Origin of the sequence: Streptomyces sp. AP-93 (assembly GCF_022808175.1) — a bacterium.
GTDB lineage: Bacteria > Actinomycetota > Actinomycetes > Streptomycetales > Streptomycetaceae > Streptomyces.
Genome location: NZ_JALGBX010000008.1, coordinates 102,073 through 114,408 on the forward strand (window position 1 = coordinate 102,073; position 12,336 = coordinate 114,408).

8 protein-coding genes and 1 pseudogene are annotated in these 12,336 nt (G+C 75.4%); 2 read left to right on the forward strand and 7 right to left on the reverse strand.

The window, feature by feature from the left end; genetic code table 11:
* Window positions 1-1,404 precede the first annotated feature (1,404 nt).
* Window positions 1,405-2,031, reverse strand: coding sequence for a TetR/AcrR family transcriptional regulator (locus tag MTF69_RS15505; protein WP_243334770.1), 627 nt, complete (start codon window positions 2,029-2,031; stop codon window positions 1,405-1,407).
* Window positions 2,032-2,123: 92 nt separating this feature from the next.
* Here MTF69_RS15505 and MTF69_RS15510 point away from each other — a divergent pair, with 92 nt between their 5' ends.
* Window positions 2,124-3,551, forward strand: a complete 1,428-nt coding sequence (locus MTF69_RS15510; protein WP_243334772.1) for an MFS transporter — start codon at window positions 2,124-2,126, stop codon at window positions 3,549-3,551.
* Window positions 3,552-4,431: 880 nt separating this feature from the next.
* Here MTF69_RS15510 and holA read toward each other — a convergent pair.
* The gene (holA, locus tag MTF69_RS15515; RefSeq protein WP_243335082.1) at window positions 4,432-5,424 is read right to left on the reverse strand and encodes a DNA polymerase III subunit delta; all 993 of its coding nucleotides are present in this window, start codon (window positions 5,422-5,424) and stop codon (window positions 4,432-4,434) included.
* Between the two features lie 86 nt (window positions 5,425-5,510).
* Here holA and MTF69_RS15520 point away from each other — a divergent pair, with 86 nt between their 5' ends.
* Window positions 5,511-5,753 carry a hypothetical protein gene (locus tag MTF69_RS15520; protein ID WP_243334774.1) on the forward strand — a complete coding sequence of 81 codons (243 nt, stop codon included), beginning with the start codon at window positions 5,511-5,513 and terminating at the stop codon, window positions 5,751-5,753.
* An 18-nt stretch (window positions 5,754-5,771) separates the two neighbouring features.
* Here MTF69_RS15520 and MTF69_RS15525 read toward each other — a convergent pair whose 3' ends face one another.
* The 5 genes and pseudogenes from MTF69_RS15525 to MTF69_RS15545 all read right to left on the reverse strand — a co-directional run bounded on the left by MTF69_RS15525 (window position 5,772) and on the right by MTF69_RS15545 (window position 12,314).
* On the reverse strand, window positions 5,772-6,653 hold the full coding sequence (locus MTF69_RS15525; RefSeq protein ID WP_374323109.1) for a YceI family protein: 882 nt from the start codon (window positions 6,651-6,653) through the stop codon (window positions 5,772-5,774).
* Between the two features lie 136 nt (window positions 6,654-6,789).
* Window positions 6,790-9,003 (reverse strand): annotated as a pseudogene (locus MTF69_RS15530) (ComEC/Rec2 family competence protein); the annotation flags it as partial.
* Between the two features lie 236 nt (window positions 9,004-9,239).
* Window positions 9,240-9,812 (reverse strand): ComEA family DNA-binding protein, encoded by a 573-nt coding sequence (locus MTF69_RS43395; RefSeq protein ID WP_308401408.1) that lies wholly within the window; start codon window positions 9,810-9,812, stop codon window positions 9,240-9,242.
* Window positions 9,813-10,339: 527 nt separating this feature from the next.
* Window positions 10,340-11,185 (reverse strand): DegV family protein, encoded by an 846-nt coding sequence (locus MTF69_RS15540; RefSeq protein WP_243334778.1) that lies wholly within the window; start codon window positions 11,183-11,185, stop codon window positions 10,340-10,342.
* 442 nt (window positions 11,186-11,627) lie between these two features.
* A complete protein-coding gene (locus MTF69_RS15545; RefSeq protein WP_243334780.1) occupies window positions 11,628-12,314 on the reverse strand; it encodes a hypothetical protein in 687 nt (228 codons plus the stop codon).
* Between the last annotated feature and the right edge of the window lie 22 nt (window positions 12,315-12,336).

Below are 12,336 nucleotides of genomic sequence, written 5' to 3' on the forward strand. Positions count from 1 at the left end.
CGGTGCAACCCGAGAAGTAACCGAAGGCCCCGGCCGCCTCCCTTCCCCAGGGCAGCAGCCGGGGCCTTCGGCATGCGCGGCCCCTGGGGGACCTACGGGACCTACGTGACCTACGGGGCCTCCGGGGCCTCCGGGACCACGCGCGCGGCACCCCGGGGCGCGGGCACCCTGGACCACACGGGAGCCCCAGACAGCACGGGGCCCCGCGTGCACGGGCCCCGAGCAGTACGGGCCCCCGAGCTGTACGGGCCTCCGAGCCGCACGGGACCCCGAGCCTCACAGGCCTCCGAGCCGCACGGGACGCCGAGCCTCACGGGACCCCCGACCCACACGGGACGCCGAGCCTCACAGGACCCCCGACCCACACGGGACGCCGAGCCTCACAGGGCCCCCGACCGCACGGGACGCCGAGCCTCACAGGCCTACCCGCACGGGCCTCCGAGCCGTACGGGACCTCCGAGCCGCACCGGCCTCCGACCCACACGGGACCGATCCCCCTCCGGGACCAACCTGCTCCGGGCCGACCTGCTCCGACCACCGGGCCCGCTCAGGCCCCGGGACTACCGGCGCCGCACGGACCGCCGCGCGGCACAGGAGATCCGGTCCGCACAGGAGATCCGGTCCCCACGCGAGATCCGGTCCCCACGGGACTCGAGGAAGCCCCGCTCAGGGTTCCGGGTGGCTCGCAGCCCCGGCCGCTCAGGGCCCCGAGAAGTCCACGAGCCGCCAACACCCCAGGCCGACCGGCCGACCGGAGCCCCTGGTTGCACGGGAACCCCCGGGGTTGCACGGGAACCCCGGGCCACACGGGCCTCAGCGCGCGGCCCGAGAAGCCCAGGCTGTCAAGGTCCCCGGCCTACCGGCCGGCCGGAGCACCGGATTGCGCGGGCGCAGCGAACCCGAACGGGACTCCGGGGGCGGCCCACGCAGGCCCGGGCCCACTCACGGCCCCCTGGGGGGGCTCCGGGCCGCCCAGGGCCCCGGCCAACCGGCCGCACAGTAGCCCCAGGTCGTAGGGGAACTCCGGGGCGTGGGGGAGCGCTCCGGGGCGCCGAGACTGGGGCTCGGCCCGCCCGGGGCTCGGCCCGCTCAAAGCACGGCCCGCTCAGGGCTCAGCCCACTCAAGGATCGGCCCGCCCAGGGCACGGCCCGCCCAGGGCTCGGCCCGCTCAGGGCTCAGCCCACTCAAGGATCGGCCCGCCCAGGGCACGGCCCGCCCAAGGCACGGCCCGCCCGGGGGATCGGCCCGCCCGGGGCTCGGCCCGCCCAGGGTTTCGCCCGATTCGGAGCGCCGGCGCACCGCTCAGCGTCCCCGGGCCTCCCGGCGGCCGTACGGGGCACGGGCCGTACGGGAGCTCCGAACCGGCAAGGGGGCCGGGCCCCTCGCACCAGCCCGGGAGGCCTTCAGGGTGCGGCGGGGCGGGCCGTGACGGCCGCGAGGACGGTGGAGGTGAGGATCTCCGGCGCCTCGGCGGCGGTCATCCGCCCGGCCTGGACCTCGGCGGCGGCCGCGTGGACCAGGCTGTAGACGACGGTGACCAGCCAGTCGGCGGACAGATCGGCGCGCAGCTCGCCGCTCTCCCGGCCGCGGCCGATCAGCCGGCGGACGGGAGCGAGGATCCGGTCGTGGCGCTCGCGCAGCCGCTCGGGCGGCAGCGCCGCGGAGACGGCCGCGAACACCGCGGAGTGCCGGTCGAGGATCCGCCACGAGCTGCGGATGAGGAGCCCGAGGGCCTCCTCCACGCCGACCCCCACACCACCCGCCGCCCCCTCCGCCGCCCCACCCTCACCGTCGAGCCCCTCCAACGTGAGTGCGGCCTCGTCGACGGCCCGGTCGAGGGCGGCGTCGAGGAGCGCTTCCCGGGTCGGGAAGTGCGAGTAGAGCGTGACGCGGCTGACTCCGGCAGCGCGGGCGACGGCGGCCATGCTCGCCTGCGGGTCGGCGAGGAAACAGTCCAGGCCCGCGTCGACGATCGCGGCGGTGTTGCGCTCGGCGTCTGCGCGGCGGGGGCGGGGTGCGTCGGAGACCATGCCAGCAAACTTAACACCGCTGTTCACATTCTCCGGACGAAGCCGCATACTCAATCCCTAACACCCCTGTTAACTTTAGGAGCGACTTCGCCATGCCCTCGCACGCCCCGCACGCCCAGGACCAGAACCGGGACAAGGACGCGCACCCTCACCCGCACGCTCCCCCTCACCCCCACCCGGACTCCCACCCGACCCCCCACCCACGCCGAGGTCTCCTCCTCGTCCTCCTCTGCCTGGCCCAGTTCATGCTCATCGCCGATGTCACCGTCGTGAACGTCGCCCTCCCCGCCATCGGCGCCGACCTCTCCCTCTCCGGCCCCGGCCTGACCTGGGTCGTCACGGCGTACACCCTGTTCTTCGGCGCCCTCCTGCTGGCCGGCGGGCGACTCGCGGACCGGTTCGGTGCGGTGCGAACGTTCCTGACCGGGCTGGCCCTCTTCACCGCCGCCTCGGCAGCCTCCGGGCTCGCGGCGGACGCAGCCACGCTGATCACGGCCCGCTCCGCACAGGGCGTCGGTGCGGCGCTGCTCTCGCCGGCCGCCCTGTCCCTGGTCACGACCCTGTTCCAGGGCCCGGCCCGGCACCGGGCCCTCGGCGCCTGGGCGGCGATCGGCGGCACCGGCGCGGCCCTCGGGGTCCTGCTCGGCGGGATCCTCACCGACGGGCCCGGCTGGCGTTGGATCTTCTACCTCAACCTGCCCGTCGGCGCACTCGCCCTGCTCGGGGTCCCGCTCCTGCTCGGCCGCTCGCTCCGCGGCACCGCCGGCGCGGCGGATCCCGGCCGCCGGACACCGGTGAACGTGCCTGCGATCCTCCTGCCGACCCTGGCCGCGGCCGCACTCGTCTACGGGCTGACCGAACGCTCCTGGCTCCCGGCCATCGGCGCCCTGGCCGCAGTGGCCCTCCTGGTGGCGACGCAACGCCGCTCCACGAACCCGCTGATGCCCCCCTCCATGCCGGGCCGGCGCTCCCTGCTGGGCGGCAGCGCGGTGATGCTGGGGGCGGCGGGTCTGCTCGTGACCGGGTTCTACCTGAGCTCCCTGCACATCCAGCAATCCCTCGGGCGGAGCCCCCTGGTCACCGGGCTGGCCTTCCTCCCGGCGGCGGTGGCCGCCACCGCCGGCGCACACCTGGGCTCCCGGCTGCTCCCCCGCTTCGGCTGGCGCCCGGTCGGCGCGGCGGCGTTCACCCTGGCCGCCGCGGGCGCGGCCCTCACCTCCCTGGGCGGCCTCTGGTCCGGCCTGCTCCCCGGCTTCGCCCTGCTGGCCCTCGGGCTCGGCGCGGCGTTCGTGTGCGCCACGACCTCGGCCCTCTCCGAAGTGGCCCCGGCCCACACCGGCCTGGCCTCCGGCCTGGTCGGCACCTCGCACGAGCTGGGCGCGGCCCTCGCCATAGCCGCCCTGGCCTCAGCCGACTTCACCACCCTCGCCTACCCGGCCCTCACCCTGGCCCTGGCCACCCCCTTCCTCCTCCCCCCGGGCCACCCCGACCCCACCTCCCCCCACGCAATGGCCCACTGACCACCACGCCCACACGAAGACCAGTCCGAGGCGGCACCAATCCCACCGTTCCGCCCTTGAGGACCGACCCCGGGCACCACCACCCCAACGCCGAAAGACCAACCCCAAGCACCACCAACCCACCCCGCCCAACACCAGAAAGCCGGGCCCAAGCGGCACCACCCCACCCCGCCCGACGCCGAAGAACCGAGCCCGAGCACCACCAACCCAGCCCATCCGACGCCGAAAGACCGGACCCGAGCAGCACCAACCCACCCCGCCCGCCGCTTGAGGACCGGGCACGGGCAGCATCCACCCAGCCCATCCGACGCCAGAGGACCGGGCCCGGCCGCACCACCCCAGCCCCGTCCGACGCCGGAGTACCGGGCCCAAGCAGCACCACCCCAGCCCGTCCGACGCTGGAGGACCGGGCCCGGCCGCACCACCCCAGCCCGTCCGGCGTTTGAGGACCGCGCCCGGGCAGCATCAACCCAGCCCGTCCAACGCCGGAGGACCGGGCCCGGCCGCACCACCCCAGCCCCGTCCGACGCCGGAGTACCGGGCCCAAGCAGCACCACCCCAGCCCGTCCGACGCCGGAGGACCCGGCCGCACCACCCCAGCCCGTCCGGCGTTTGAGGACCGGGTCCGGGCGGAGCCCGGGGAACGGGCGAAGGGCGGGTAGGGGACAGCCCCCGCAGGGCCCACCATCCGCAGCCTCACACCGGGGTCGGCAGACCGGCCCCCGCATCACGGCCAGCACCCCGGGAACCGAGGCTCGAGGCTCAGCCCCGGGGGGACGAGGGGCTCGGCTCCCGGGGGCCGGGGACCGCTCCGGGGCCAGGGGCCACGGGGCCCGGCTCCGGGGCCAGGGGCAACCGGGCCCGGCTCCGGGACCCGGGGCTAGCCCCGGCGGGTGCGCGCCGCGCGGGCGACCGCGACGACCGCCTTCTCGAGCGCGTACTCCGGGTCGTCGCCCCCGCCCTTCACACCCGCATCCGCATCCGCCACCGCCCGCAGGGCGTCCGCCACACCATCCGCCGACCACCCCCGCATCTGCTGCCGGACCCGGTCGATCTTCCACGGCGGCATGCCGAGGTCACGCGCGAGGTCCCCGGGACGGGCCCCCCGCGGGGCCGAGGCCAGCTTCCCGATCGCCCGTACCGCCTGGGCCAGCGCGCTGGTGATCAGCACCGGGGCCACCCCGGTGGACAGCGACCAGCGCAGGGCCTCCAAGGCCTCCGCGGCGCGCCCCTCCACCGCCCGGTCGGCGACGGTGAAGCTCGAAGCCTCGGCGCGGCCGGTGTAGTAGCGGCCGACCACGGCCTCGTCGATCGTGCCCTCGACGTCCGCGCACAGCTGCGCCGCCGCGCTCGCCAGCTCCCGCAGGTCACTGCCGATCGCGTCGACCAGCGTCTGGCAGGCCTCGGGCGTGGCCGAGCGGCCCAGCGTCCGGAACTCTCCCCGCACGAACGCCAGCCGGTCCGCCGGCTTCGTCATCTTCGGGCAGGCGATCTCGCGGGCACCCGCCTTGCGCGCGGCGTCCAGCAGACCCTTGCCCTTGACGCCGCCCGCGTGCAGGAGGACGAGGGCGATCTCCTCGAACGGCGCGTCGAGGTACGCCTTGACCTCCTTGACCGTGTCGGCCGAGAGGTCCTGCGCATTGCGCACGACGAGCACCTTGCGCTCCGAGAAGAGCGAGGGGCTGGTCAACTCGGCCAGCGTGCCGGGCTGGAGCTGCTCCGAGGCGAGGTCACGCACGTCCGTGTCGGCATCGGCGGCTCGCGCCGCCGTCACGACCTCCCGCACGGCGCGGTCGAGCAGCAGGTCCTCCTGCCCCACCGCGAGGGTGATCGGGGCGAGCGGATCGTCGGTGGAATTCTTCCTGGTGGCCATCGCCTCCAGCATCCCACGCCGCACTGACAGACTCTCGCGTAGACCCTCGCGCCCCGACCCCCTCCCCCGTACCCGAGAATGTCCGGGTGAACGTGCGACATGTACTGGTCCTGCCCGACCGCGACACCGCCGAGGAGGTGGCGCGGGAGGTGGTCGACCGCTTCGGCCTCCCGGAGGAACCGCAGCTGGTCCGCGACGCCCTCGCCGGTGAGGACGACGCCGAGGACGCCCAGTGGCTGGTGGTCGTCGAGGACCCGCGCGAACGGCTGGACGCCACGGCCCTGGACGAGCTCGCCGCCGAGTACGACGGCTGGCTCGAAGCCCCGTAGCCACCGGGCCCCGACCGGTCAGGCCTTGTGCACGACCTGCGTGTCCAGGGTCACTTCCACGTTCGAACCGATCGCCGCGATCCCGTGCGCCAGCATCGACTGCCAGTTCAGCGTGAAGTCCTCGCGGTTCAGTTCGGCCGTCGCCCGGCAGGCCGCCCTCGGCTCGCCCTCCAGGCCCGTGCCCAGACCCAGGTACTGGGTGTCCAGGGTGACGGACCGGCTGACCCCGTGGAGGGTGAGAGCCCCCGCCACGGACCAGCGGCTGCCGCTGCGGTGGATGAACCGCTCGCTGTAGAACTCCACCGTCGGGTGGCGGGCCGCGTCCAGGAAGTCCGCGGAGCGCAGGTGGTCGTCCCGCATCCGCAGCCCGGTGTCGATGCTCGCCGCGTCGATGATCACGTGCATGGAGGAGTCCTCCATGCGCTCGGCTATCCGCACGGCGCCGGCGAAGGTCTTGAACCGGCCGTTGATCCGGGCGAAGCCGATGTGCCGGGCCGAGAACCCGATCGACGAATGCCCCGGATCGAGCTCCCAGTGGCCCGGCTGCGGCAGCAGCGGCGGATCCACCGGGTCCAGGACGATCTCCCCGGTGCCGGGCTGCGCCGGGTCCCCGACCAGCGTCGCCCCGTGGAAGGGCGCGTATCCCTCGGCCGTGACGGCCAGCCGGTACTCGCCCGCCGGCACCGCCGCCGTGAACCCGCCGTACGGGTCGGTCTCCCCGCTGACGATCCGTCGGCCTATCGGGTCGGTCACCTCGAACTTGGCCTGCCGGACCGGCTGGTGGACCGTGTCGAGGACCCGGCAGCTGAGCAGCCGCGCGGTATGAGGAAGCGTCAGTGTCGCGGATGTCTGGGGACTGGCGCTTCCCGCCGTCTCCATCCCCCGTCTGCGACTGAACATGGTTAATGCACCCCCGTGCTGTGTGGGCTTGGACCGCTCTGGCGAAAACGCATTCGATCATGCTGTCGGGTTGTGGGCAAACGGAGTGGTCACTCCTGGTATGCCCGTGCCGGACCCGTCGCCGGATGGCCGGGAACGCCCGCAGCCGCGGGCCGCTGCCGGTGACGGCGACCGAACCGTCCTCGTCCGTGCGCAGCACGACCGCGCCCAACTCCCGCAGCCGGGCGAGCGTACCCGCCGCGGGGTGCCCGTACCTGTTCCCGGCGCCCACCGGAACGATCGCGAGGCGCGGCCGGATCCGCCCGTACAGTCCGGGATCCTGATGGGCGCTGCCGTGGTGCGCGACCTTGAGGACGTCGACCGGCCCCAGTTCCGGATGGTTCCTCAGCAAGGCCTGCTGGGAGCCCGGTTCGAGGTCTCCCAGCAGGAGCAGGGTCAGGCCCGCGCCGCGCACCAGCAGGGCCACGCTCGCGTCGTTGGGGCCCTCGGGAGGAGCGCCCGAGGTCGGCGGCCACAGCACCTGCCACTCCAGCGGCCCGGCACGCCGCCGCTCCCCCTCCACGGCAGGGACCACGGGCACCCCTGCGGCCGCCGCCGTCCGCCGTACGAACGCGGCCTGCCCCGGCGGTTCTTCCAGTCCGGTGACTTGCACCACACCCACCGAGCGGCCCCTGAACACTCCCGCCAGCCCGCCCACGTGGTCGGCGTGGAAGTGCGTCAACAGGACCATCGGCACCCGGCTCACCCCCAGTTCCCTCAGGCAGTCGTCCACCGGCCCCGGTTCGGGCCCCGCGTCCACCACCACGGCCGTACCCGGGCCGGCCGCGAGTACGGCGGCGTCTCCCTGGCCCACCGCGCACTGGGTGTAGATCCAGTCGGGCGGTGGCCAGCCCTTGACCGTACGAGTGACCAGCGGCGGCCTCAGCACGGCGAGGAGCAGCACCACGGCCAGGGCGGGGGCGAGCCATCGCCCACGGCCGAACCGCCTGCCGAGCACCACCACCGCCAAGGTGGCCGCGGCGAGCAGCAACCCTCCGCCCACCCCGCCGGGCCAGCCCAGCTCCGCCCCGGGCAGTCCCGCCCCGCCCCGGGCCACGGCGGCGATCCACCCGGCGGGCACGCCCGCGCACCAGGCGAGCACCTCGGCCACCGGCCGGCACACCGGGGCCGCTGCCAGCGCTGCGAAACCCAGGACGGTCGCGGGTCCCGCCGCCAGCTCGGCCAGCAGGTTGCAGGGCACCGCCACCAGGCTCACCCGGGCCGACAGCACCGCGACGACCGGCGCGCACACCGCCTGGGCCGCCGCCGCGGCCGCCAGCCCCTCGGCCAAGCGGGGCCGCATCCCGCGCCGCACCAGGGCCTCGCTCCACCGGGGAGCCAGTGTCAGCAGGGCCCCGGTGGCCAGGACGGAGAGGAGGAAGCCGTAGCTCCGGGCCAGCCAGGGGTCGTAGAGCACCAGGAGCAGGACGGCGGCGGCCAGCGCCGGAATGAGGGACCTGCGCCTCCCGGTCGCGATGGCCAGCAGGGTGACCGTGCCACAGGCCGCCGCCCGCAGCACGCTGGGCTCCGGCCGGCACACCACCACGAAGGCCAGGGTCAGCGCCACCCCGCACAGGGCCGTCGCCCGCAGCGAGAGCCCCAGGCGCGGGGCCAGCCCGCCCCGCTCGGCCTGCTGCGCGCGGGCCGGGGCCCCGATGAGCAGGAACAGCACCACGGTCAGGTTGGAGCCGGACACGGCCAGCAGGTGCAGCAGATCGGTGGCGCGGAACGCCTCGTGCAGATCGGGTTCCACCCGGGAGGTGTCCCCGACCACCAGTCCCGGCAGCAGGGCCCTGGCGTCCGGGGCCAGCCCGTCGGTGACCTCGCGCAGTCCGGCCCGCAGCCGCCCGGCGATCCGCTGCACGGTGTCCGGACCGCCGGTCACCCGTGGCGGGGCGTCTCCGGCGGGACGGAGCAGGGCGACGGCCCGCTCCCCGTCCCGCGCCGGGGCCAGCCTGGCCACCACCTCAATCCGTGTCGAGGGCTGCAACCGGGCCCACCCCGGATGCCCCGCCAGCACCCGCACCGGGGTCGACACCCGGGTCCGGGCACCGTCGGGCCCGGTCACCCGGGTCACCACGGCGTCGAGCACCACCACCGGCGGCCCGCTCCCGGTGCGGGCCGTCCGCGGATCGGAGCCCACGGTGAGGTCCGCCAGCACCCGGGTATGGTCCCGGGCCAGCTCCGGGACCGGCCCGGCCCGCGCCTCGGCCCGCTGGAGGCCCGCCACCCCGGCGCCGGCGGCCGCGCACAGCAGGACCGCCGCCACGGCCGTCCGGAACGGCACGGGGCGCCTCCGCCCCACCAGCATCAGCAGCCCCACCGCACCCACTCCCAGCCCCGCCGCCACAGCACTCCGGGCGACGGGTGCACCGAGGCCCACGGCAGCCGCCCCCCACACGGCGAGAGCCGGCCCCACCAACCGCAAATCCGCCGGCCCCTCCTCCCGCCCGGCCGAACCCCGCCGCGCCGCTTCCCGCCCGGCCGGACCGCGTCCTGCCGGACCCCGCCCATCCAGACCCGGCCCCGCTCCGCCGCCGACCCGGCTCACGGCCGCACCAGCTCGCGCAGATCGGCGAATCGGCGCTCACCGATCCCGTTGACCTGCCGGAGCTCCTCCACCGAGCGGAAGCCCCCGCGCACCGTGCGGAAGTCCACGATGTGCTGCGCGAGGACCGGGCCGACGCCCGGCAGGCCGTCCAGTTGCTCGGCCGTGGCGGTGCCGAGGCTCAGCGGTCCGGCGGCGGCGGGACCTACCCGGCCCGTCGGCGGCGGCGGGGCTGGAGCGCCCACCAGTACCTGCTCGCCGTCCATCAGGACGCGGGCCCGGTTCAGCCCGGTGGTGTCCGTCCCGGGCCGCACTCCCCCGGCGGCGGCCAAGGCATCCTCCACGCGCGAGCCGGGAGGCAGCTTGCGCACTCCCGGGTCTCGGACCTTGCCGCTGACGTCCACCAGGATGGGACCGGCGCCGGGGCCCGCCCCCGTCGCGGTCGGGGCCGGCAGGGCCGCCGCCGCGGGCGCCACCACGGCGGGTGCGGTCACCGGCCGGGGCCGGGCCGCCCTGTACTGCTGAGCTGCGAACCCGACCGCGACGACCAGCACCACCGAGACGGCGGCCACCGTCCGCGGCTCCACCCCACAGCGGGTTTGCAGCCACAGGGGCAGCCGCTCCCGGACGGCGAGCCACCGTAAAGCCCCGCCTGGTGCCTCAGGGCTCACGGGCGGAGCCACCGCAGGGGCCTCGACACGGACCGCCTCCCCGGCCCTGACCAGCGGCTCCGGCCGGACCGCGGCCTCGGGCTCCGGCATCGCCCCGACGGAACGGGCGCCCGGCGGCGCCGCCCCGGCCGGAGTGTCCTCTGACGGCGGCGGAGCGCCCGGGGGGCGGCCCGCTCCGAGCAGAGCCTCGGCCCGGCGTCGCACCACCGCGGGATCCGGGCGGCCCGGGCGCTGTCCGCGGCGATGACGCAGACGGCTGTCGGAGAGGCGGGGACGGCCGGGGCCACTGGTGGCGCCGGCGGGACCTGAGGTGCGCGTACGAAGAGTCATGGCACGACGGTAGGGCCGCGCCGCGACCCCCGTTCGGAAGCCTCAATTCCGGTGGACGACCGGACCGTTGTGGATATCTCCCTCACTCGGACCGGTGATCAGCGCGGCGAGACGACCGCCGCCAGCAACCCCGGTCCGGTGTGTGCGCCGATCACCGCGCCGACCTCGCTGACGTGCAGCTCGACCAGCCCGGGGACCCGCTCGCGAAGCCTCTGCGCCAGCTTCTCCGCGCGTTCCGGGGCCGCGAGGTGGTGCACGGCCACGTCGACGGGGCCGGACCCGGCGCGCTCGACGGCCAGCTCCTCCAGGCGGGCAATGGCCTTGGATGCCGTACGCACCTTCTCCAGCATCTCGATCCGCCCTCCGTCCAGCGTCAGCAGCGGCTTCACCGCGAGCGCCGAACCGAGGAGGGCCTGTGCGGCCCCGATGCGGCCGCCGCGGCGGAGGTAGTCGAGGGTGTCGACGTAGAAGTACGCGGACATGCCTGCGGCCCGCTTCTCGGCTGCGGCGACGGCTTCGTCGAGGGAACCCCCGGCCTCGGACACCTCCGCCGCGGCCAGGGCGCAGAAGCCCAGGGCCATGGCGACCATGCCGGTGTCGACGACGCGGACGGGCACCTGGGCGGTCTTCGCGGCCAGGACGGCGGCGTCGTAGGTACCGGAGAACTCCGCGGACAGGTGCAGGCTGACGATGCCGGTCGCACCGGCCTCCACGGCCGCGCGGTACGCCCGGGCGAAGTCCTCGGGGCTGGGACGGGACGTGGTGACCGAGCGGCGCTTCTGCAGGGCCAGGGCGAGGCTCCTGGCCGAGATCTCGGTGCCCTCTTCCAGGGCCTCGTCGCCGAGGACCACGGTCAGCGGGACGGAGATGATTCCGTGCCGCGCCATGGCCGATTGGGGCAGGTAGGCCGTGGAATCCGTGACGATCGCGACATGGCGGGACATGAGGCGGAGGTTACCGGCAGTGGGGGTGTTCCGGCAGCCCGGGTCTGCCGGTGGGCCTCGGGCCCCGGCTCGGAGTGGGCTGCCGCCGGGCTCCGGCTGGGCTGGCGCCCGGCTCCGGCTGGGCTGCCGCCCGGCTGTGGCTGGGCTGCCCCCCGGCTCCGGCTGGGCTGCCGCCGTGGCTTCGCCGGGCTGCGAGCAAGCCACGGGCAGGCTGCCCCAGGCTCCGGACAGGCTCCGGCCGGGCTTCAGCCAGGCTCCGGCAGCAGGTGATCGGCCCTGCGGGGCTGGGTCCCCTACCCGCCCTTCCACCGTTCCCCGGGCTCCGCCCGGACCCGCGCCTCAAACGCCGGCGAGGCTGGAATTGCCCTCCGGGCTCCGCCCGGACCTGGTCCTCAAACGCCGGCAAGGCTGCGGATGCCTCCGCGCGCCGCCCGGACCCGGCTCAGGTCGTGGCTTCCGGGCGGCGGGTCTTCTGCCAGGGGTACTGGGGGGCCGGAGTGGGTTCGGAGAGGGCCGGGGGCTCGGGGGTGGGGGTGGGGGTGTTCCATGTGGGAGGAGTGTGGGGGAGGTCGTCGGCCGGCGCTCTGGACCAGTCCCGCAGGGCGCCCGACTCGACGTCGATCTGGGCCGACAGGTGTGACAGGTCGTCCTCCGCGAAGCGCCGGGCGCGGTCGCGCGCCGCCCAGCGCAGCGAGTCCGCCGCCTGCGTGATCTGCGCCGTGCGCTCCCGCAGGTCCGGCAGGACCGCCGCGATCCGCTGCCGGTCGGGCTCCGCCTCCAGCCGCTTCAGTTCGTCGTCGAGTTCGTGCCCGTGCCCGCTCAGCCGCTCGAACAGCCCGATCGACTCCTTCAGCGAGGCATCCGTCTGGACCCCTGCATAGAGCGCCTGCTGCGTCGCCCGCATCGAGTTGCGCAGATCCAGCCGCAGCGTGGCCAGCGCGCCCGTGACACCGACCTGGCCGAAGCTGCGGGCCTTCAGGGTGGTGTCCTCCACCGTGCGGCGGGCCTGGGTGATGGTCCGGTCCACGCCGCGCGCGGCAGCCTTGACCACCTTCGTCGTCACGTAGACACCGAGCCCCAGAAAGGCGAACAGCAGCACCAGGGCCACGATGATAAAAGTCGCCTCCATGAGGGTCCCTTCCCCAGCCGAT

What these genes read in the sequence shown, in the direction of transcription:
- MTF69_RS15505 (WP_243334770.1), bottom strand. Translation starts at nt 2,031, where the DNA reads ATGGTCTCCGACGCACCCCGCCCCCGCCGCGCAGACGCCGAGCGCAAC.
- MTF69_RS15510 (WP_243334772.1), top strand. Translation starts at nt 2,124, where the DNA reads ATGCCCTCGCACGCCCCGCACGCCCAGGACCAGAACCGGGACAAGGAC.
- holA (WP_243335082.1), bottom strand. Translation starts at nt 5,424, where the DNA reads ATGGCCACCAGGAAGAATTCCACCGACGATCCGCTCGCCCCGATCACC.
- MTF69_RS15525 (WP_374323109.1), bottom strand. Translation starts at nt 6,653, where the DNA reads ATGTTCAGTCGCAGACGGGGGATGGAGACGGCGGGAAGCGCCAGTCCC.
- MTF69_RS15540 (WP_243334778.1), bottom strand. Translation starts at nt 11,185, where the DNA reads ATGTCCCGCCATGTCGCGATCGTCACGGATTCCACGGCCTACCTGCCC.
- MTF69_RS15545 (WP_243334780.1), bottom strand. Translation starts at nt 12,314, where the DNA reads ATGGAGGCGACTTTTATCATCGTGGCCCTGGTGCTGCTGTTCGCCTTT.